The organism is Corallococcus sp. CA041A, assembly GCF_003612075.1.
Taxonomy (GTDB): domain Bacteria; phylum Myxococcota; class Myxococcia; order Myxococcales; family Myxococcaceae; genus Corallococcus; species Corallococcus exiguus.
Map to the genome: position 1 here is coordinate 20,299 of NZ_RAWF01000020.1, position 20,816 is coordinate 41,114.

Sequence of the window (20,816 nt, forward strand, 5' to 3'; positions counted from 1 at the left end):
CCCGTGAACGAACTGCCCCTGCCCAAAGAGTCCCACCTCAAACCCTTTCCATTCGTCGCGCCGCACCGGGTCCTTGCGTGGGGGGTCTGGGTCGGCATCTTCCTCGTCGCCTACAACTATTTCAGCCGAGGCGATGGTGCGGCTCGGGAGGCCCTGGGGGAGCCGCGGTTCTTCATCCCGTTCGTCGTCACGGTCTTCCTGACGCTGTTCGCCTTCTTCTACTGGCGGATCCGTCGCTGGTTGGGGACCTACAACCAGGCGATCGCCTTCTACAGCGCAGGGGATGAGCAGGAAGCCTCCCGCCGCTTCGAGGAGGCCGCCCGCCGCGCAACGCAGGGAGCACAGCGGACGGTGTCGGTCGCCATGATGGGTCAGTGCGAGTTGGCACAGGGGAACACCGGGCGCGCGCTGGAGCTCTTCGGCTCGGCGGAGCGCTCCGGGAAGCTCCGGGGCTCCGTACCGGCGATGTACAAGTGGATGCCCAACCTGATCGCCATCGTGCGCTTCGCGGAAGGGGAGCTGGCCTCCGCGCGCGCCTGGCTGGAGGAGGGACGCAAGCGCAACAGCGACCTGCCCCCCATCTACGCGCTGCTGCCGGAGGTCGCGCTCCTCTGCCGCGAAGGCAACCCCGCCGCCGCCGTGTCCACGCTGGATGCACGGGCGGGCGAAGCGGATTCACTGGTGGGGCGGGACGCACGCCGGCTCAAGCTCCTCCGGGCCTTCGCCCTGGATGCCCTGGACCCGGTGAGCCACGCAACGGCCATCGACGCGAGCCTCGCGTCCATGCAGCCCGTGCGCCCCGGCGACTTCGAGCTCCTCTCCGCCCGGTGGCCCGAACTGCAAGCCTTCATCGAGCGGCGGGGACTCTCCCGCGCGGCGTAAGGAGGGAAGGATGCCACGCAACCAGCAGGAATACGGACTCAGTCACGCGGACCGCGTCGCTGAGATTGAGCGGAAGTTCGGACGCGACCAGGTGGAGCCCGTGCTCGCGCAGTTGAGCCGGGTCTCGAATCCCACCGACCGATTGCTGGGCGCCATTGTCTTCTGCGCCAGGGAGGGACATGTCGAGGAGATTGCCGGCCTGGTGTCGCTCGCCAACACGGATGCCACCAGGCTCTTGAACGCCGCGACGGTCAAGGATGAGCGCGGTTAGAGGTTCCGCGCCAGCCGCTCCCGCGCCTTCACGATGGCCGCGGTGCGCGTCGTCACCTCCAGCTTCGAGAACACGTTGCGCAGGTGCCACTTCGTCGTGGAGAGCGCCACGTTGGAGCGCTCGCTGATCTCCTGGTTGCTCAGCCCCTGGGCCAGGAGCTTGAGCATCTGGAGTTCCCGCTCGGTCAGCGGCTCCAGAGGCGCGCTCGGCAGGGGCGCGATTCCGGCCGGCCCGCTGGGGCCCAGGGACAACAGGTCCTGGTACCGCTCGGCGTAACGGGCCGGAAGCACGTGGCTCAGCTTCCGCTGCGTGGCCGCCGCGACGATGACCTCCTGCAACCCCGGCGTCTCGTCGAACACGCCCCGGCTGAAGCCGAACCGGGGCACCAGCGCGAACCCCCGGTTCACCGCGGCGAACGCCGCCGCAGGGTCCCCCGCTCGCCAGTGACACACCGCCAGCGCGGCCAGCAGCGCCGTCTCCCGAGCCACGCAGCCCGCGTCATGCGCGCTGGCCCGCAGCGTCTCCAACAGCCCGTGCGCCCGGTCATGCCGCCCTCGCGCCATCAACACCCACGCCTGCGCCACTCCCAGCTGCTCCCAGGTCTCGTCGTAGAAGCGCCGCTCGCTCCATTCGCCCCGGCGCATGCGCTCGCCCAGGTCGAACTCCCGCGCCACCGCCTTCATCCTCGCGGGGGATTGCTCCACCAGCGACAGGCGGATCTTCTCGCCGCAGACGTGGGCCAGGAAGCGCGTCTGGTGCCCGCATTCGAGCACACTGTGCAGGTAGTCCAGGAGCTGCCAGGCCTCCGCGTACTTGCCTCGAATCGCCTTGATGCGGGCCAGCACCAGGTAGGCCACCGCGAAGGTCTCGAACACCGCCGCCTGTGACATGAGCGGGAGGACTTCGATGCAGAGCGCCTCGGCCTCGTCCAGCCGGTTCTGGTCGTAGCGGGTGTTCGCCAGCGCCGTCGCCGCGTTCACCCACACCGGGTTGCGCCGTCCCCTGCTCGCGCGCTCGAACGCCGCCTCGCACCGGTCCGACGCGTCCTTCATGTGCCCCTGCGCCCGGTCCGCCAGCACGATGAGGACGTCCGTGTAGCCCACCATGTAGGGGTTGTTCAGTCCCTGCAGCGTCTCTCGTGCGACGGACGCGAGCCGGCGCATCGCATCGAACCGGTTCTGCCGGAGCGCCTGGTAGGCCTTCGCCGCGAGCACCGCGCCCGCCATGAAGACGTCCGGGTCCTCGTCCCCCGGTGTTGCCTCCAGCTCGATGCCAGACGCCGGGGCCGAGTCCGACAGGACGGCGTGCAGCAGCGCGAGCCTGGAGAGTTGTCGCGACAGCCGCTCGCGCTCCGGGTCCGCCGCGGCCGTCTGGAGCCGGCGCTGCGCGTCCTGCAGGGCCAGGGAGGCGGGCGCGAAGCCTCGGGACAGGATGAGGCACGCGATGCGCGCCACGCAGATGGCCGGCGCGTGGAAGGTCTCCTCCGCCGTCAGCTTCGCCGTCCAATGGAGCACGGAGGCAATCTCTCCCTCGCGCATCCACTCCTCCGCGCACCGGGCCGTGAGCTCCAGGCACCAGCCCCGGTCCCCCGAGGCGAACGCGTGCGTCAGCGCTTCGTCCGGCAGCGCATGCTCAGCGAACCACGCGCTCGCCTCGCGGTGCAGCCGGGGGATGCGGTCGCCATACGTGCACGCGAGCTGCGTGCGCAGGAAGTCGAGGAACAGGGGGTGGTACCGGTACCACTGCTGCTGCGTGTCGAGCGACTGGATGAACAGCTGCGCCCGCTCCAGTTCCGCCAGCAGCGCCGGCCCCTGGGTGATGCCCAGGAGCGCGTTGCACAGCTCCCCGTTGAGCCGGTCCACCACCGAGCTCAACACCAGGAACGCGTGCACCTCCTCCGTCTGCTCCCGCAGCACCACGTCCGCCAGGTACCTCGCCACGTCGTGATTGGAGCCGACGGCCTTGCGGAGCGCATCGCTCACGCTGGCGTGCTCGCCCGCCGTCAGAAGTGCCAGCTTCACGCCGGCCACCCAGCCCTCGGTGCGCGCGCGCAGGTACTCCACGTCCTCCGGATTGAGCGCGGCGCCGCACAGGCGCTGACCCAGCTCGTGGATGGCCTCCCCGTCCAGGCCCAGGTCGCGGCCGTCGAGCGTCACCAGCTGCTCGGTGAGCTTCAGCTTCGCCAGGTCCAGCTCCGGCGGGCTGCGCGACGAGACGATCCAGTGGACGTGCGGCGGAGCGTGGTCCAGCAGGTACGAGAAGGCCCGCACCAGCGAGCGCTCCCGCAGCACGTGGAAGTCGTCAATCACCACGACGAGCTCGCGCCCCAGGTTCCACAGGCTCCGCAGCACCACCGTCGTCGCATGGTCGAGCGGGGGCGCCACCTGCGCGTCCAGCTGGCTCGCGATGTACGCGTCGAACTCCGGGGCCGCGCGGCGGATGGCGCCGACGAGATAGGAGAAGAAGCGCTCGGGCGCGTTGTCCCGCTCGTCGAGCGACAGCCACGCGAGCAACCGCGATCCGCCCACCTCGCGGTACCACTGCGTCAGCAACGTCGTCTTGCCCGAGCCCAGCGGCGCGGTCACCAGCACGAGCGTGCCGCCAACACCCCGTTCAATCTTCCGGAGCGCCGCGCTCCGCGACACGAGCACCGACGCCGTCCGCGGCGGCGTGAGCTTCGTCGGCAGCAGGTGCGAGAGCGGATCGCCCATGGGCACGTTCCCCCTGTGACCGATTGATTGCCCAAGTAGACCACGCGCCACTCGGGCGGGGACCGGGGCCGGGACGCCTCCAACGTCAACCAGCGAACACCGAAGTGCGTCTCATCCCCACACTCCCCATGCGTGCATTGCCCTCCCCCACCCCCTCCCTTCGGAGGGGGCGATGTCGCGGGCCTCACTGGTAATCCCGAGTGCGCAGCTCTTACACGCTCACCCAGGAGATCCCCATGGTCCGTACCCCGCAAGTGGGCCCGAGCAAGAACCGGTGGCGCACCCGAGCCGGTCTGCTGTGCGCCGCTGCATCGCTGTTCGCCGCATCCCCCGCCGCAGCCCAGGCGCCCTCGTTCATCGAGTTCGAGAGCGCGCACGTGCGTCCGTTGGCCCTCTCTCCGGACGGGACGAAGCTGTTCGCCGTCAACACGCCGGACAACCGCCTGGAGGTCTTCAATGTCACCAGCGCGGGCCTGTCGCTCGCGGCGGAAGTGCCGGTGGGCCTGGAGCCCGTGTCCGTCGCCGTGCGCAACAACACCGAGGTCTGGGTGGTCAACCACCTGTCCGACAGCATCAGCGTGGTGAGCGTGAGCGGCACGCCGCACGTGGTGCGCACGCTGCTCGTGGGTGACGAGCCGCGCGACATCGTGTTCGCCGGCGCCAACGGCAATGCGTTCATCACCACCGCGCACCGGGGCCAGCAGCGCACGGATCCATCCATCGCCTCCGTGCCCGGCGCGGGGGACCCGCAGCTCACCACGCCGGGCGTGGGCCGCGCGGACATCTGGGTCTTCAACCCCGCGTCCCTGGGGGCGACGCTGGGAGGCACGCCCGTCCGCATCCTGACGCTCTTCGGCGACACGCCGCGAGGCCTCGCCGTCAGCCCGGACAAGAAGACGGTCTATGCGGCCATCGCGCAGTCCGGCAACCGGACGACGACCATCAACATGGACAGCGTGTGCAACGGCTTTGGCAGCGCGGGCGTGTGCCTGGTCCAGCCGGACTCGTTCCCGTGGGGCAACAACCTCTTCCTGGGCGGCCTGCCCGGCCCTTCCACGAACGCCCAGGGTGCGAAGGCGCCGGAGACGGGCCTCATCGTCAAATGGAACAGCGCCCTCAGCCGCTGGGAGGACACGCTCGGCCGCAACTGGAACAACGGCGTGCGCTTCAACCTGCCGGACAAGGACGTCTTCGCCATCGACGCGGACGGCCTGCAGCAGAAGGCGTTCTACACGGGCGTGGGCACCACCGTCTTCAACCTGGCCACCAACCCGCGGACGGGCGCGCTGTACGCGACCAACAGCGACGCCAACAACCACACCCGCTTCGAGGGCCCCGGCACCTTCGGCGGCAGCACGGTGCAGGGCAACATCGCGAAGATGCGCATCACCGTCATCAAGGGGACGACGGTGTCTCCGCGCCACCTGAACAAGCACATCGACTATTCGAAGCTGGCCGGCGCCCCCGGCTTTGACTCCACGGCGAAGAATCACAGCCTCTCCACGCCCACGGAGATGGCCATCTCCAGCGACGGCGCGAAGCTGTACGTGGCTGCGTTCAGCTCCAGCAAGGTCGGCGTGTTCGACACCGCGGCGCTGGAGGCGGACACCTTCAATCCCCGGACCGCGAGCGCCAACTACATCCCCGTGAGCGGCGGCGGCCCCAGCGGCCTGGTGCTGGACGAGGCGCGCAACCGCCTCTACGTGATGACCCGCTTCGACAACGCGGTGAAGGTCATCGACCTGGCCACGAAGAGCCAGGTGGCCTCGGCGGCCCTCTTCAACCCCGAGCCCGCCTCCGTCGTGCAAGGCCGCCCGTTCCTCTACGACGCGAACTTCTCCTCGGCGAACGGAGAGGCCTCCTGCGCCAGTTGCCACATCTTTGGCGACAAGGACGAGCTCGCCTGGGACCTGGGCAACCCGGATGACGCGGTGACGACCAACGCCATCGACAAGCGGCTCGCGAGCAGCCTGGAGATTGGCGCGTTCCGCCTGCTCACCGGCCACCCGAGCTCGGACGTCAACGGCACCGGCAACCAGAACTCCTTCCACCCGATGAAGGGGCCCATGACGACGCAGACCCTGCGCGGCATGTCCACCTCCGGCGCCATGCACTGGCGCGGGGACCGGTCGACGGGCTTCTTCGGCTCGGGTTCGTATGACGAAGCCCTGTCGTTCAAGAACTTCGTCGTCGCCTTCCCGGGGTTGCTCGGCCGCGTGGATCAGCCCACCGAGGCGGAGATGAACCAGTTCACGAACTACCAGCTCCAGGTGCAGCTGCCGCCCAACCCCATCCGCAAGCTGGACAACTCGCTCACGTCCACCCAGGCATCCGGCCGCGACTTCTACTTCGGCAGCCGCCGCGTGGACGGCCTGGCGATTGGCACCAACACCGGCTTCAACTGCAATGGCTGTCACACCATCGACGCCGCACAGGGCCACTTCGGCACCGACGGTCAGGCCAGCTTCGAGGGAATCAGCCAGATCATGAAGATTCCCCACGTGCGCAACATGTACACGAAGGTCGGCATGTTCGGCTTCCCGGACAGCAGCTTCTTCCAGCACTCGGAGACCGGGCCCACGGGCGACCAGATCCGCGGCTTCGGCTACACGCACGACGGCGCGGTGGACACGCTGTTCCGCTTCTTCAGCGCCATCGTCTTCTCCAACACCAGCATCGGCGGGCCGCTGGTGGGCTTCCGCGGCGACACCGACCGCCGCGAGGTGGAGGCCTACATGATGGCGGTGGACTCCGACCTGGCGCCCATCGTTGGACAGCAGGTGACGCTCACGTCGACGAACGCCTCCGCGGTGGGAGCGCGCATCGACCTGCTCATCGCCCGCGCCAAGGCTCCATTCGTGTCGAAGATCCTCGGCGGCTCCACGTATGAGGCCGACCTGGTGGCGAAGGCCGCCATCGGCACCCGCGTGAAGGGCTTCCTCTTCGACCGCGGGGCCGGCACGTGGAAGCCGGACGACGGCACCGCCAACCTCACCACCACGGCCCTGCGCGCGCTGGCGAACACGCTGGGCCAGGAGGTGACCTTCACCGCGGTGCCTCCAGGCTCCGGCACGCGCATCGCGCTCGACCGGAACCTGGACGGCAGACTCGACGGTCAGTGATGGACTGAGGTGGATGGCCCCCTGCCCCGCCTCTCCGGTGCCACCCGGGGAGGTGGGGCTTTTTCGTGTCCGCTCTCAAATAACTGAGATGCCTGTCGGCACGGCTGCGAGTGCAGTTTAGGGAAAACGATGGGATGCCCATGGCCTGGCGGCTGCATCAGCGCCGGGACTCAATCCCAGGAGGATGCAGATGCGACTCACAGTTCCGTTGATGGTCCTCACCACGCTGCTGATGGCTTGTGGGGAGGTCCAGGTCTCTCTCGCCACGGACGCCACTGCGTATCGGCCCGGCGACACCGTCCAGCTCGAGCTGCGCAACGAGGGCACTCGCGAGGTGGGCTACAACCTCTGCACCGTGCGGCTCGAGCGCAGGGAGGACAGCGGGTGGGGCGCCACTCCGCACCTGAACGAGACCGAGGCATGTCAGCTCATGCTGCACACGCTGAAGGCCGGTGCCCGGGCCCATGGCACGCTGAGGCTCCCCGCGGAGTTGCCTGCCGGCGAGTACCGCATCGCGCACAACGTGGACACCCTCCGAACCGACTCCGACGGACGAACCGTCCAGGAGCAGGTGTTCAGCAATCCCTTCCGCATCGAGCCGTGATGATGCGGGCGGGTCGGCTCAGCGCGCCTGCGTGTTCAATTGCTCGACCATCAGGTCGATGAAGCGCCGCACCTTCGCCGGCAGGTGACGTCTGCTCGGGTAGAGCGCCATGATCGGGACGTGCTCTGTTTCACAGGACGGAAGCAGCGCCTTGAGCCGTCCGCTCGCCAGGTCTTCGTTGACCAGGAAGCCGGGAAGATAGGCGATGCCCAGCCCCGCGACGGCTGCGTCCCGGATCGCCTCGCCACTGTCGAGCCGCAGGCGGCTTCGTCCTTCCACCTTCACCGTGGCGCCGTCCTTCTGGCGCAGGTGCCAATGCTGCCGTCGCGTCCGGCTGCTGAAGACCAGACACTCATGCTCCGCCAGATCCTCCGGCGTGCCAGGTTCGCCGCGCGCCTCCAGGTAGGCGGGCGCCGCGCAGACGAACACCGGGGATCGGGCCACGGTCCGCGAAACCAGGCGCGTATCGGTGCTGGAGGCATTGATGCGCACTGCCAGGTCGTAGCCCTCCTCGATGATGTCCGAGACGCGGTCGGAGAAGCTCACCTCCGCCTGCACCTCGGGCCAGGTCCGCAGATAGTCCCGCAGCAAGGGAAGGACATGCAGTCTGCCGAACGCGGCGGGCAGCGTGAGCCGCAGCAACCCTCGGGGAGTCCCCGTGCGCTGCCCGACACTCGCTTCCGCGTCGTCCAGGGCCGCGAGGACCTGCAGGCAGTGCTCATGAAAGACACGGCCCTCGTCGGTGAGGCTCAGCTGGCGTGTGGTGCGATTGAGCAGGCGCACCCCCAGGCGGGACTCCAACCGGGCCAAGGCCTTGCCCGCCGCCGAGCGCGTCAGGCCGAGCGCCTCTCCGCCGCCCACGAAGCTGCCCGCGTCCACGACGGACATGAAGGCGAAGATCTCATCCAGGTGGGCGCGTTTCATCGAGGGCGCTCGATTGTAGCGACCGCGTCGCGGCAGAGGGGAACGCTGTTCGTCAATGGGCCCGGTATACGAGTCCGGCACTCACCTCTCCCTGGAGATCACCCATGCCCGTGACCCTGCTCAACCCCGACGGAATCATGAAGCCCGACGTGTACCGGCAGGTGGCCATCGCCACCGGCACCCGGCAGGTGCACATCGCGGGACAGGTCGCGTACGACGCAGAGGGCCAGTTGGTCGCTCGCGGCGACCTGGCCGGACAGGTGGCGCAAGCCTACCGCAACGTCGCCATCGCCCTCGCGGCCGCCGGGGCGACGTTCGACGACGTCGTCCGGCTGACGTTCTACGTGGTCGACTGGAAGCGCGAAGCGATGCCTGACTTCATCGCCGGCATCGAGCAGGCCGCCAGGGAGCTGCGGATCTCGCCAGCGCCGGCCTCGCTGATCGGGGTCTCGGCGCTTTACGAGCCGGGCGTCCTTGTGGAGATCGAAGCCACGGCCATCGTGGGCTGAGCCGCTTCCCGCTTCAGGGGTCACCCGGACCGGCGGCGCCGCGACCTGGAGCGCGGGTGTGGCGGCTTCTCGCGCGGCGGCTTGACGACCTTGGGGGCCACGGGCGTGCGGGCGAGGTGGAGCATCTGGTAGAGGCTCAGCAGCATCATCGTCACCGCGCGGGATGCATCCGGGGTGGAGGACTTCTCCTCCCCCGTGTCCTTCGGGACAAAGGGACGCCAGGTCTCCTCCAGCTGGATCCGGAGCCGCAGGTGCTCTCCGGTGATGCGCAGCCGCTGGAGCTTCGCGCCGGGAGGAAGGCGCACGGCCGCCCGGGCCCGGTCGAGTGACAGCGCCGCGAGCCGCGGGTGCCGCTTCTCCTTCACTCGCAGCCGGGCCTCCAGGAACAGCGCATCGTTTTCCTTGATCCGCGTGCGCCGCCGGGGCCCGTTGGGTCCACGGTCGCTGACCCGGACCCGGCGTCGCTCCACCGCGCTCAGCCGCAGGTGCGAGCCATCCGCCAGCCGCGTTTCCAACGTGAGCCACGGGTCCAACACATCCGGCGGAGCCGTCTTGATGCGCTTGAGGACATACAGGCTCGAACCAGGCCCCTGGGGACGGGGGTCGGGACGAAGCCGCAGGCGCACAGGCGTATCCGGCGCGAGGTCCGCCTTGAGGCGCTGAAGCACCCGGACCACCAGCTCCGGCCGGCGGCCCGGATCGTCGCCAGCGTGCCCGGGCACGCGAAAGCGGGTGGAGAACATCCCGCGAATCCCCAATGCGGCCGCCAGCCCGAGCCCCAGGACTCCCGCCACGACGGACAGCGGGCCTTCGACAGTGCCAGCAATCCCGATGCACAGGACGACGCCCCCCAGCGGCGCCAGGGACCGCGCCCCGGACATCAGGCGGTGCTTGAAGCGACGGGCCTGCTGGGCCGCGGGGAGCGCGCGCAGGGCACTCTCCACGCCTGACAGGGGGCCTTCTACCGCCAGGGCATCCAGCGCCGGGTCGATGCCATCCGAAGTCGCCAAGGGGCCCCTCCTTCCAACATGGACACGTTCGGGAGCAGCCATGCTAGCCGATATGCTGGGGGCCCATGAGCCCCTCCAACCCACAGGATGAAGCTGGAGCCCACCGCGACGGCTACGCCCGGCGCGTCGGATTGTTCTCGGGGGTGATGCTCGTCATTGGCGGCATCATCGGGTCGGGCATCTTCCTCAACCCGGCCATCGTCGCGCAGCGCGTGCACACACCCGCGCTCACCCTGGCCGTGTGGCTGCTCGGCGGAGTCGTGGCGCTCATTGGCGCCTTCATCTACGGGGAATTGGGTCAGCGCATCCCCAGGGCGGGCGGCAGCTATGTCTACCTGCGGGATGCCTTTGGTCCCCTGCCCGCGTTCCTCAATGCGTGGGGATTGATGCTGATGATCGCCACCGGGGCCATCGCCGCGGTGGCCGTCACCTTCGCCAACTACACGCTCGCGCTCACCGGCCTGGGGCCCGGCTTCCGCTTCCCCCTCGCCGTCGGCGCCATCCTCCTGCTCTCCGGGGTGAACTACTTCGGCGTGCGGTCCGGGACGCTCACGCAGAACGTCTTCACCGTGCTCAAGCTGCTGGCGCTCGCGGTGCTCGTGGGAGCAGGGCTCCTGCTCGAAAGCGCCCATCCCGCCGCGGTGGAGGTCGTGGCCGCTCCGGTGGCGCCCGACTCCCTCGTGCTCGCGCTGGGGGCGGCGCTCGTCCCGGTGCTGTTCAGCTACGGCGGCTGGCAGCAGACGAACTTCGTGGCCGAGGAGATGGTCGACCCCGAGCGCAACCTGCCGCGCGCCCTGCTGCTCGGCGTCATCGGCGTGGTGACGGTGTACCTGCTCGCGAACCTCACCTACCTGCGCACGCTCGGCGCGGTGGGGCTCGCGGCGAGCAGCGCTCCGGCGGCGGACGCGCTCGGCCAGCTCATCGGGCCCGCGGGCCGCACGTTCATCACCCTGGGCGTCGCCCTCTCCACCTTCGGGTTCCTCAACCTCGTCATCCTGGTATCTCCGCGCGTCTACCAGGCCATGGCGGCGGATGGACTGTTCTTCCCGTGGATGGCCCGGCTGCACCCGCGCTACCGCACGCCCTCCAACGCCATCCTCTTCCAGGCGGCCTGGGCCATCCTCCTCACGGGCACGGGCACGTACGGCGAGCTGCTCGATTACGTCGTCTTCGCCGACTGGCTCATCTTCGGCGCCACGGCCGCGACGCTGTTCGTCTACCGAGCGCGCGAACGCCAGGGGCTGGTGCCTCGCGCCGCGTACCGGGTGCCCGGCTATCCCATCACCCCGCTCCTCTTCATCGCGGCGGCGCTGTACGTCCTGCTGGGCTCCACGGCCTCCAACCCGCTCAACGCGCTCAAGGGCACGTTGCTGTTTGGCGCGGGCGTGCCCGTGTTCCTGTTCTGGCGCCGGCGCACCCGGCGGACAGAGACCCCGCCGGCCCTGGGCGCGCCTTGATGGGAGGCCCGGCGATCCATCGCGATCGCCAGGCGCCCCGGTTCACGCTCGCGACTCAGCTCTCGACGGCGGCGGACTGCTCAGCGGCCGGGTTCTGCTCGCTGCACACCTGCGCGGAGGCATCGGCCTGCTGGACCGCTTCCGGGGTCGCCGGGGCGGAGGAGTCGCTGGAGCCGCCAATGCCATCCACGCAGCCCCAGAACATCGCGTTCTCGGCGCACGTGGTCGTGCGTCCCCAGACATCACAGACCATGCTGCAGGGCCTTTCATAACAGATGTCTTCACACTGGGGCTTCGCGGCCAGGGCCGCCGCGGGCGAAAGGGAAACAACAGCCAGGGCAGCCAGGAGGGACTTCTGCAGCGTGCGCATGTGTGCTCCGTCTGAGAAGAACTGCCCCATCAATGTATGATGCTATTTGACTACGAATACAACACGTATTTGTTTGCTCTCAGTCGCTCAACGACATCGGGGAGCTGACGGAAGCCTGCGGCTGATTGTGCCCATTGCGGCGCCCCTCGCTCGCCTGCCTACCCGGCGAGCGGGGGCACGCCGAACCCAGGTGGCGTGTATGGGCAGACCCGTGGAAAACCCCTAGCCGGGCCTCCAACGCAATGTGCAACACCATCCGGACGCAATCGTCCGCGCCCACAGGAATCACCTGATTTGCTCGTTCTGATTTGCAGTTAAATCAAGACCAGTGGTAGGAAGTCCTCGGCTTCGGCCAACCCCACACAATCAATTCAGGAGTAGTCCATGACGAGGAACGTGAAGCGTTTCCTGGCCGCCTCCCTGTTGTCCCTCGCGCCGTCGGTTGCCTTTGCCGCTCCGGCCGACCTCGGGTTCCCCGACTACCTGTCCCAGCGCGACGAGTACGTCAGCGTTCGCGAGGGCGCGGTTGAAATTGCCCAGGTGAAGGGCGGCGCCTCCATTGGCCCGGCCCTGGAGAACTTCTTCGTCTCCAACCAGAGCGGCGCCACCATCTCCCTGGGCCTCCAGACCGTGACCGGCACGTTCAACGGCGTGTTCTCGCCCTATCCCGTGCCCACCGCCACCCTGGGCGGGTTCCAGATCAACGCCCCCGCGCCGGCCCCGTCGTTCTCCCAGCAGTACTACTGGACGGTCAACCCGTCGGCCCCGTCCACCTCGAAGACCTGTGTCTGGCGCGTGGACATCGCCGACAACGCCGGGACCTGCACCGCGACGGTCTATTACGGCACCTATGGCGGCGCCATCTGCGCCGTCGACACCATCAACTCCATCATCGACGTGAACACCTGCCAGGCGCAGATCGTCACCATCATGCAGTGACGTGAGCGTCACTCCGCCCGGGGCCGTTGCAGGAGGCCTCGGGCGGTGCAGGGTCAATCGCGACATCCTGGAGCGCAATGACAGCTCTGGAGATGATCCAGCCGGCCGTGGCAAGATTCGCTGGGTCCTCGCCCCAGAGAAGACATGCGCCGAGCTGACATAGCCCTGCTGCCGTTGCTGTGTGCCGTCCCGTCGTTCCAGCAGGCCCAAGCGAAAGAAATACCGGCCCGCGTCCGCGACCTGACTCCCGGAACGCTGTCGGGTTCTCCCTCGACGTTCACGTCCATGGGGAACGCCCGGTTCTTCTTCGCGAACACCCACGGCCGCATCGACGTCTGGAGGTCGGATGGCACGACCCTGGGCACGGTGAGCGTGTCCAATCCACAGTCAGCCAACACGGGCCAGGAGCCCGGATGTCTCCCACTGGGCCCCGCCGTGGGTGGACGCGCCCGACCACTTCACCGGTCTGGGCAACACCGCCTGCTTCGGCGCCAGCAGCGTGCGAAGCGACGCGGGGGACCATCCTGTCCGGTGTGCCCAACGGCCCCCTGCTCTTCGCGGAGGAGGCTCCCGGAGGCCACGGTGGGGCGGCGCCTGCCCGAACCGAAGGGGCCGGGCAATACCTCTTGAGGGTGAGGGACAGGTTTTCAGCACATCGCTATGGATGAGCGGTCGCGACGTACAAACCCGCAGGGTTGCCCCAGGAGGGTGGATGTTCAGTCCCATGAATCGCACTGCCGACGGGATCAAGGACCGGGCCCTCTTGGCCCTCAACAGCACGCTGCTCCTCCCCCAGGCCCTCGATGCCGTACGCGCCCCCTTCCTCGAGCTCGTCCAGGCCGACGCCATGGCGCTGTGCCTCATGCACGTCGCGCCCAACGCGGACTTCCGGTGGTTCGTTCCGGGCCACCCGCTCCGCATCCTCGATGAGTATGCCAGCCTGATTGACCATGACTTCCTCCGGGCCCCCATCTTCGCCCGGCCCAACGTGCCCGTCCGCGACACGCAGCTCCTCACCCGCGGAGAGTATGAGCGAACGCTCATCTACCAACGCAGCCGGGAGCTGGATCCATGCCTGGAGCACATCATGGCCATGCTCCTCCCCGTCCGCCCCGGTCTCGTCGCCGCCCTCGCGCTCTACCGGAACCGGCAACGCGCCTTCACCACCCACAACTCCGCCGTCCTCTCCAACTTCGCCCCGCACCTCGTGAACGCCGTGCGCAACTGCGGTGACTTCCAGACCCTCATGACCGGTGCCAGCCTCCTCGATGAGCTCTACCGCCGCACCGACTCCGCCTTCCTGATCGTGGAGTCTTCCTTCGAGGAGGCGCTCCGCTCCGACTCCGCCGTCGCCCTCCTGGATCGGTGGTTCGCCCGCTCGGACCTCCACTCCTCCGGGCTCCCGCTCGTCCTCAAGGAGCGGTTGGACGCCTTGATTCGCATGGACGCGGACGCGCGGCTCGGCAAGAGCCAATGGGTCCTCAACCATGACGATGGCAACCGCACGTGCCGGTTCGTTGAGCTGCCCACCGCTGACGGCCCCCGGCGATGGGCCCTCCTGCTGAACGAGACGCCCCACTCCATCCCGCTTCCCGCGGAGATGAAGAGCAAGCTCACGCCCCAGCAGGTCACCATCGCGACGTTCCTGCTCCGCAACTGGACCAACGAGCAGATCGCCAGTGAGATTGGCCGAACCCATCTGACCGTGAAGACCCACGTGCGGAACATCTTCGACAGGCTGGGCATCGACAGTCGCGCGGACCTCATCTACCAGGCCGCGCGCCTCAACAAGCCTGTCTGAGAAATTCGAACGCAAGGAAAGACGCCTCCCGTAGGGCCAGGGCTCGAACGGGAGGCTCTCCCAGCTTGCGTGTGTTTGTCTCTACCTCGTGTGGGGGTGGCCGGCGGTGGCGGCCTCGCGGAAGATGCGCGGGTAGACGCTCCGGGCGACCCGGGCGGAGAAGAGGATGGCCTCCTGGTCCTCCGGGTCCGTCAGCGGCGTCAGGATCTTCTGCATCTCCGCCACGTGGCCCCCGTCCAGCGCGCCGTGGCTGCGCAGGAACGTGACGGACTTGCGGATGTTGGGGATGGTGGACACCTCCAGCAGCCGCTCCGCCCACACGCCCGCCCGCGTCTGCGACAGGTACTCCAGCGCGTACGCGGTCCCCAGCACCGCCGTCGGCACGCCCGAGAGCGACGTGAAGAAGTTCCACCCCGTGTAGGCATCCACCGCGGGGTTGTGCGCCGCCGCCTCCACCTGCGCCTCCGGGACGCCCAGGTTCTTCAGGTCCGTCAGCAACCAGATGTCGTGTCCCCGCTCCTCCTCCCCCTTCTGGATCAACAGCTTCGCCAGCTCCGGGTGCCGGCCCAGCCGGTTCAGCCGGTGGCCCGCCTCGGCGAGGATGGGGGTGCTCCAGCGGGCGTAGTGATACGTCTGGACGAGGTAGTGGATGTAGCCCTCCACGTCGAGGGTGCCGTCGAGGAGGCCGCGGGCGTCCGGGTGCGCATCCACCGCCGCCACCAGCCCCCGCGCCTCTTCGTCCAGCGCCGCCAGCCAATTCGTTGCCGTCTGCTGCTCCGTCTGGGTTTGCACGTACGTCTCCTGTCCGGGGCCTTTCGGGCTCCCGGTTGTTGCGTGTGGAAGGTGAAGGGAAGAAAGGAACGGCCCCGGCCTAGGCGGCGGGGCTCACACCGAACTCCAGCGAGTGGAAGCGCGCCAGGCTGTCCGCGGGGATTTCATCCAGCGCCATGACGAGCGGCAGCGTGAACCACTGGAAGTACGCGTCGTAGAGCGGCTCCGAGATGAAGCGAGCCCCCATCGTGCTGGCGAAGAGCGAGGGCGACCGGGGCAGCCGCAGTCCGTCCAGCTGCCCCTGCTCCGCCCTGGCCCGCTCCTCGGGCGTATAGAAGCGGTTGCGGGGATGCACCGGCGCCTGCCACGGGTCGGGCACGTCCACCCGCCAGCGAGGGCTGAGCCATCCGCGGCTGGCCGCCACCTGCCACGACAGGAGCGCGTCCTCGGGCGAGTCCGTCTCCAGGTTCGCGGACGCAATCCAGTGCGTCACCCCGCGCCGCCGGCTCTCCGTGTACATGGCCGTCTGCAGCCACGTGACGGCCTCCGTGCGGCGCCACTTCGGCAGCACGCAGAAGCGCGAGGGCTCCGCGAACGACATGCCCGGCTGGATGACCCTGGAGAGGTCCACCCGCTGCGCCATCTCCAGCCCCACCGTCCCGCCCAGGTTCGCCGCCACCTCCGCGTTGGGCAGCGCCACCCGCATGGTCGCCACGGCCTCCGAGCCGGCATGGACGAGCAGGTGCACCGTGGTGTCGAGCGTGTCGATGCAGGTCATCTCCCGCCGCGACACCGACCACTGCGCGTGCAGCAATCCCATCTCTCCGCCAAAGACGGCCCAGCGGATGCGAGCCACGTCATCGAGATCCCGCTGTGTGGTGGCAACACGCCAGCGCCAGTGAATGCAGCTCATGGGTCCTCTCCCGGTAGGGAAACGGGCCGGTGTCTCACCGCCCTCACACGTTATTTCGTCGCGGGTGACCCGAGTTCGAGCGCGGATTCGACTACGCTGAAACATGCGGCCGGGAGCATGGGGCCCTGACCGCGACGGATGGGGGCATCGAGGATGAGCGCGGTCGCAGCGGGAGTGTGTCTGCTGGTGGAGCTGGGGCTGGGCGTGGCGCTGCTGGTCGGCACCTTCTTCACCCTCGCCTTCAGCAGCGAGTCGTACCGGCACTCCGCCACGCCGCTGCATCAGGCGTTGAACGGGCTGGCCTTCGTGCTCGCGGTGCTCCCCCTGCTCCTCACCCTCTGGGTCGGCTGGCGGCGCTTCCTGTCGGACCGCCCGTTCGACTCGCTCCCGCTGGGGATGGGCCTGCCCATGGTGGCGCTGGTCGCGTGCGCCGTCACCGCCGCCCTGGCCATCATGGGGGGCGAGTGGTCGACGTCGCGTCACCGCGCACGGCAGGAGCTGGAGGCGCGGCTCGCACTGCGCGCGGCGGTCGAAGGAGGCGCGTCGGACAAGGCGTGCGACCTGGTGGCCGCGGATCCGCGCGCTTCGGCCGAGGACATGCGCCGGTGCCGCGAGTTCATCGAGTCCCGCCCCGACGCCGAGGCCCGCTGGACGGAGCTCGCGAAGTTCGCCGACTCGCGGGGCGGCTTCAATACCTGGCACCTGGGGCAGACGGGGCTCGCGCCGGACTGGGAATGGGGCAGGACGGTGCCGGTCATCCGGTATGACCAGGAGTGGTTCCTCCGCACGTTCTATGAAACGTGGCTGGCCCGGAGACAGGACCTGCCGACCCTGGAGGACCTGGGCGGGTTGCAGCTGGCGCTCCAGAGCAGCACCCGCTACCTGGGCTGGGATGCCCGGGCCGTGGAGACCCTCCGCACCCAGGTGCTCCCCACGCTGAGCGCGCGGCTGGAGGCCCAGGAGCCCCGCCTGCGCGCCCTGCCGGGCATGGACCCCTGGGTGCTGGACGCGATTCGAGACCGCATCCAGAGCCTCCAGACGAAGCCTGACGACGGCGTGGAGCCGCTGCCCCCGTTGCCGGGAACGCCGTCGCCGGGAGACGTCGGCGTGGCGCGGATGGACGACACGGGCGCGCTGGACCTGTGGCTGCGCGCCACGCCCACCTCGGGGAACTTCGGAGACGTCTACGTGCGCCGGGCGTCGTACGACAGCGAGTACGAGAAGTGGCTGAAGTACCTGGGGCCCATGCGGCCCGGAGAGCTCCGGTTCATCCCCGCGCCCTGAGCCTCAGCGCAGCTTGCCGGCGAGCAGCTCGCGCATGCTCACCGGCTCACGCCCGAGCAGCTGCCGCAGCGTGGGGTCGACCGCCGCGAACTCGCCGTCGCGGCTCGCGCGGTAGAGGCCGAGCGAGATGCCGACCACGGGCGCGGGCATGCCGCTCGCCACGAGCTTCGCGCGCATCTCGTCCTCCGACACGGTGCTTCGACGGATGGGACGTCCGAGGATGCCGGACGCGATGTCGCACAGCTCCCCGAAGTCGAGCGCCTGCGACGCGGTGAGCGGCGGCGTCGGCCCATCGAACCGCCCCTCGTTCGTGAGGATGACCGCCGCCGCCTCCGCGAGGTCCGCGTGCGTGGTCCAGGAGACCTTTCCGTCCGCGGGGGCCTCGAACACACCCGATGACAGGGCCCGCTCCAGCAGGAACGCCGCGCTCGAGGCGTAGAAGCCATTCCGAAGCGAGGTCCACGCCACACCGGACTCCGCAAGCATCTGCTCCGTCGCCGCGTGGTCGAGCATCGGTGGAAACGCCGATGTACGGCTCGCTCCCATGTGGCTCGTGTAGACGATGCGCCGCGCGCCGGCGGACCGCGCGGCGTCGATGGCGGAGCGATGCTGGGCCAGGGGATCGCCCCCATGCGCGGCCGCGTTCGACGAGACCATCAGCACCTGGGTCGCGCCCTCGAAGGCATGCGCGAGGCTCTTCGGCTCCGCGAAGTCCCCGCTCCGCACCCGGACGCCGCGTGCCGCCAGGTCCCGGGCCTTCTGGACGTCCCGGACGCTGACGGCGACCCGGTCCACCGGGACGCGGGCGATGAGCTTTTCCACGATGAGGCGGCCAAGCTGCCCCGTTGCTCCGGTCACGACGATCATCGGGCGTCCCTCTTCCGTATCGACGGAAACGAATTCTAGATACCTTCGATAACGTAGCGGCCGCTATCGACGTTATCAAGTGTTCGTTACCATCGCCACGGAAGCCGCGTGTTAAGTGAGGCGCATGAAGGACCGGGAGAAGGTCACCACCGAAGACGCCGAGGGCCCCGACACGCGTGCGCGCATCCTGGCGGCCGCCGCGGAGCTCATCGCGTCTGGAGGACCCGACGCAGCGACCACACGTGCCGTCGCCGCCGCGGCGGGCGTGCAGGCACCCACGCTCTACCGGCTCTTCGGCGACAAGCACGGCCTCCTGTCGGCCGTCGTCGAGCACGAGCTGACGAGCTACGTGGCGAAGAAGGCCGCGCGCAAGCCGCACCCGGATCCGCTTCAGGACCTGCGGATGGGCTGGGACATGCACGTCGCGTTCGGACTCAGCCATCCAGGGCTGTTCGCGCTCATGTGCAGCGACCTGGAGCCAGCACCGCAATCCTCCGTGGTCAGCACCGGCAACGACGTCCTGCGGCGCCGCATCCGGAACATCGCGCTCGCGGGCCGCCTGCGGGTCAGTGAAGAGCGGGCGCTCGGCCTCGTGTCGTCCATGTGCAACGGCGCCGTGCTCACGCTCCTGCGCCAGCCCGAAGGGCAACGCGACCTCGGCCTGTCCGAGGCCGCGAGAGAGACGGTCATGGCCGCCATCTCCAGCGAGACGGCGCCTCCGGCGAATACGGAGGTCCGTTCAGCGGCCACCACGCTGCGAGCCTCCCTGGACCGGCTCACCGTCCTGACCCCAGGCGAAAGCGCGCTGTTGAGCGAACTGCTGGCGCGCATCACGGACGCTGGGTGATAGGTCGCGCCGTCAGGTAGGGGCCGGAAGCCGCCGATCCCCCACCTGGAAGGATTCGCTACGGCATGGGCCGCGAACCGGAGGACGGAGCTTCCGGAACCGCGGGCCAGCCGTTGGGCCACGTGATGGCATCCACGAGCATCACCCGGGCCGTGTGGGCGCTGTTCCACGCGTGGTAGACCATGACCGTGTCCCCACCGGGTCCGGTGACCACCGAGTTGTGGCCGGGCCCCACCCAACCGCCGCCCGTCTTGAGAATGGGATTGCCCAGCTTCGTGTAGGGCCCCAGCGGACTCGTGGCCCGGGCCACGCCCACGGCGTAGGTGCTGTTGGCGTACGAGTTGCCGCTGTAGAAGAGGTAGTAGTAACCGCCCCGCGCGACGACCCACGGCGCCTCGACGACGCCGCCCTCCCAGCCAAGCGTGTTGCTCATCAGCGTGCGGCGCGTGCCGGTGAGCGACAGCCCATCCGCCGACAGCGTCTGGCCATAGATGGGCGTGGGCTGCCCCACCGCGTTCCCATCCGCCTTCCACACCAGGTACGGCACGCCCGCGGTGTCGTAGAAGAACGTGGCGTCAATCATCCCCATGCCCGCGTCATGCACCAGGGGATGGCCCAGGTCCGTGAAGGGCCCCAGCGCGCTGGTGGCCGTCGCGGCGCCGATGGACAGCTTCCCGTCCTGGTGGCGCGCGGTGAAGTACGCGATGTACCGCGTGCCCACCTTGTGGAGCTCCGGCGCCCAGTAGTCTCCCGTGGCCCACGTCGGCCGGCGCGCGGAGGGGAAGATGTTGCCCGCGGCCGTCCAGGTGACCAGGTCCTTGGACGTACGCAGCGGGAACGCATTGGCCGCGCCCCCGGACGTGCAGGCCGCGACGTACTGCGTGCCGTCATGGATGACGCCCGGGTCCGCGCAGTCCACGGGCACCACGGGGTTCTGGTAGAGCCCTCCACAGCCCGTGTAGCGCAGCGAGATGCCGCACGCGTTGGTACCGCTGAAGTACGGCGACCAGTCGTTCGACAGCATCGTGTACGAGTTGGGAGAGGCATTGGTGCAGCCCCGGTCCCACGTCACGCGGCCGCCCACGTCGTCGTACTGGGCCGGGTGTCCCGCGGGGTGCAACCACGCCGGACCGTAGGTGACGCGCGTCGCGCAGGTCGTGGCGCCGGAACAGTCCGTGTCGAGCGCCAGCACACAGGCGTTGGGCCCGGTGAAGTACGGCTTCCAGCCGTTCGACAACACGGCGTAGGAGTTGCTGCCCTCGTTGACGCAGCTGCCGTCCCAGGTCACCAGACCGCTCGCGGTGTCGTGCTGCTCCGGGTGCCCGGGGTGGATCCACCGGTCCCCGTAGGTGATGCGCGTGGTGCACGCGAGCGCCCCGCTGGACGTGCCCACCGGGGCCTCGTCCACGAGGGGGGCGTCGGAACGCTCTTCACCACAACCCGCCGCGAGCGCGGCGAGGACGACGGCGGAAAACAACGAGGGGTTCTTCATCGATGGACCTCCGAGTTTGCGAAGACTCGGAAGTCCTATTTA

18 protein-coding genes are annotated in these 20,816 nt (G+C 69.0%); 10 read left to right on the forward strand and 8 right to left on the reverse strand.

Annotated features, from left to right (window positions below; translation table 11 throughout):
- The first annotated feature begins 3 nt into the window (after nt 1-3).
- The gene (locus tag D7V77_RS06175; RefSeq protein WP_120575338.1) at nt 4-882 is read left to right on the forward strand and encodes a hypothetical protein; all 879 of its coding nucleotides are present in this window, start codon (nt 4-6) and stop codon (nt 880-882) included.
- Between the two features lie 10 nt (nt 883-892).
- Nucleotides 893-1,153 (forward strand): hypothetical protein, encoded by a 261-nt coding sequence (locus tag D7V77_RS06180; RefSeq protein WP_120575339.1) that lies wholly within the window; start codon nt 893-895, stop codon nt 1,151-1,153.
- On the opposite strand, the gene D7V77_RS06185 is transcribed toward D7V77_RS06180, so the two are convergent.
- Complete coding sequence (locus D7V77_RS06185) at nt 1,150-3,864, reverse strand: LuxR C-terminal-related transcriptional regulator (protein WP_120575340.1); 2,715 nt, start codon at nt 3,862-3,864, stop codon at nt 1,150-1,152. The genes D7V77_RS06180 and D7V77_RS06185 overlap by 4 nt on opposite strands.
- A gap of 236 nt (nt 3,865-4,100) precedes the next feature.
- Between D7V77_RS06185 and D7V77_RS06190 the strand changes: the two genes are divergently transcribed.
- The gene (locus tag D7V77_RS06190; RefSeq protein ID WP_120575369.1) at nt 4,101-6,986 is read left to right on the forward strand and encodes a YncE family protein; all 2,886 of its coding nucleotides are present in this window, start codon (nt 4,101-4,103) and stop codon (nt 6,984-6,986) included.
- 190 nt (nt 6,987-7,176) lie between these two features.
- The gene (locus D7V77_RS06195; RefSeq protein WP_147451995.1) at nt 7,177-7,590 is read left to right on the forward strand and encodes an immunoglobulin-like domain-containing protein; all 414 of its coding nucleotides are present in this window, start codon (nt 7,177-7,179) and stop codon (nt 7,588-7,590) included.
- Between the two features lie 18 nt (nt 7,591-7,608).
- On the opposite strand, the gene D7V77_RS06200 is transcribed toward D7V77_RS06195, so the two are convergent.
- Nucleotides 7,609-8,514, reverse strand: coding sequence for a LysR family transcriptional regulator (locus tag D7V77_RS06200; RefSeq protein ID WP_120575342.1), 906 nt, complete (start codon nt 8,512-8,514; stop codon nt 7,609-7,611).
- Between the two features lie 104 nt (nt 8,515-8,618).
- On the opposite strand from D7V77_RS06200, the gene D7V77_RS06205 reads away from it, so the two are divergent.
- On the forward strand, nt 8,619-9,023 hold the full coding sequence (locus D7V77_RS06205; RefSeq protein WP_120575343.1) for a RidA family protein: 405 nt from the start codon (nt 8,619-8,621) through the stop codon (nt 9,021-9,023).
- A gap of 20 nt (nt 9,024-9,043) precedes the next feature.
- Here D7V77_RS06205 and D7V77_RS06210 read toward each other — a convergent pair whose 3' ends face one another.
- Nucleotides 9,044-10,033 (reverse strand): hypothetical protein, encoded by a 990-nt coding sequence (locus D7V77_RS06210; RefSeq protein WP_120575344.1) that lies wholly within the window; start codon nt 10,031-10,033, stop codon nt 9,044-9,046.
- Between the two features lie 65 nt (nt 10,034-10,098).
- On the opposite strand from D7V77_RS06210, the gene D7V77_RS06215 reads away from it, so the two are divergent.
- Complete coding sequence (locus D7V77_RS06215) at nt 10,099-11,490, forward strand: APC family permease (RefSeq protein ID WP_120575345.1); 1,392 nt, start codon at nt 10,099-10,101, stop codon at nt 11,488-11,490.
- Between the two features lie 55 nt (nt 11,491-11,545).
- Here D7V77_RS06215 and D7V77_RS06220 read toward each other — a convergent pair whose 3' ends face one another.
- Nucleotides 11,546-11,860: a hypothetical protein gene (locus D7V77_RS06220; RefSeq protein ID WP_120575346.1), complete on the reverse strand. Its 315-nt coding sequence runs from the start codon at nt 11,858-11,860 to the stop codon at nt 11,546-11,548.
- Nucleotides 11,861-12,244: 384 nt separating this feature from the next.
- Between D7V77_RS06220 and D7V77_RS06225 the strand changes: the two genes are divergently transcribed.
- Complete coding sequence (locus D7V77_RS06225) at nt 12,245-12,799, forward strand: hypothetical protein (RefSeq protein ID WP_120575347.1); 555 nt, start codon at nt 12,245-12,247, stop codon at nt 12,797-12,799.
- Between the two features lie 724 nt (nt 12,800-13,523).
- Nucleotides 13,524-14,600, forward strand: coding sequence for a LuxR C-terminal-related transcriptional regulator (locus tag D7V77_RS06230; RefSeq protein ID WP_233596721.1), 1,077 nt, complete (start codon nt 13,524-13,526; stop codon nt 14,598-14,600).
- An 81-nt stretch (nt 14,601-14,681) separates the two neighbouring features.
- Here the strand turns inward: D7V77_RS06230 and D7V77_RS06235 are convergent, their stop codons facing one another.
- A complete protein-coding gene (locus D7V77_RS06235; protein WP_120575349.1) occupies nt 14,682-15,392 on the reverse strand; it encodes an iron-containing redox enzyme family protein in 711 nt (236 codons plus the stop codon).
- Between the two features lie 79 nt (nt 15,393-15,471).
- The gene (locus tag D7V77_RS06240; protein WP_120575350.1) at nt 15,472-16,284 is read right to left on the reverse strand and encodes a GNAT family N-acyltransferase; all 813 of its coding nucleotides are present in this window, start codon (nt 16,282-16,284) and stop codon (nt 15,472-15,474) included.
- 153 nt (nt 16,285-16,437) lie between these two features.
- Here D7V77_RS06240 and D7V77_RS06245 point away from each other — a divergent pair, with 153 nt between their 5' ends.
- A complete protein-coding gene (locus tag D7V77_RS06245) occupies nt 16,438-17,568 on the forward strand; it encodes a hypothetical protein (protein ID WP_147451996.1) in 1,131 nt (376 codons plus the stop codon).
- Between the two features lie 3 nt (nt 17,569-17,571).
- Here the strand turns inward: D7V77_RS06245 and D7V77_RS06250 are convergent, their stop codons facing one another.
- The gene (locus D7V77_RS06250; protein WP_120575352.1) at nt 17,572-18,435 is read right to left on the reverse strand and encodes an SDR family oxidoreductase; all 864 of its coding nucleotides are present in this window, start codon (nt 18,433-18,435) and stop codon (nt 17,572-17,574) included.
- A gap of 124 nt (nt 18,436-18,559) precedes the next feature.
- Between D7V77_RS06250 and D7V77_RS06255 the strand changes: the two genes are divergently transcribed.
- The gene (locus tag D7V77_RS06255) at nt 18,560-19,282 is read left to right on the forward strand and encodes a TetR/AcrR family transcriptional regulator (RefSeq protein ID WP_120575353.1); all 723 of its coding nucleotides are present in this window, start codon (nt 18,560-18,562) and stop codon (nt 19,280-19,282) included.
- 58 nt (nt 19,283-19,340) lie between these two features.
- On the opposite strand, the gene D7V77_RS06260 is transcribed toward D7V77_RS06255, so the two are convergent.
- Nucleotides 19,341-20,774 (reverse strand): glycoside hydrolase family 43 protein, encoded by a 1,434-nt coding sequence (locus D7V77_RS06260; RefSeq protein ID WP_120575354.1) that lies wholly within the window; start codon nt 20,772-20,774, stop codon nt 19,341-19,343.
- Between the last annotated feature and the right edge of the window lie 42 nt (nt 20,775-20,816).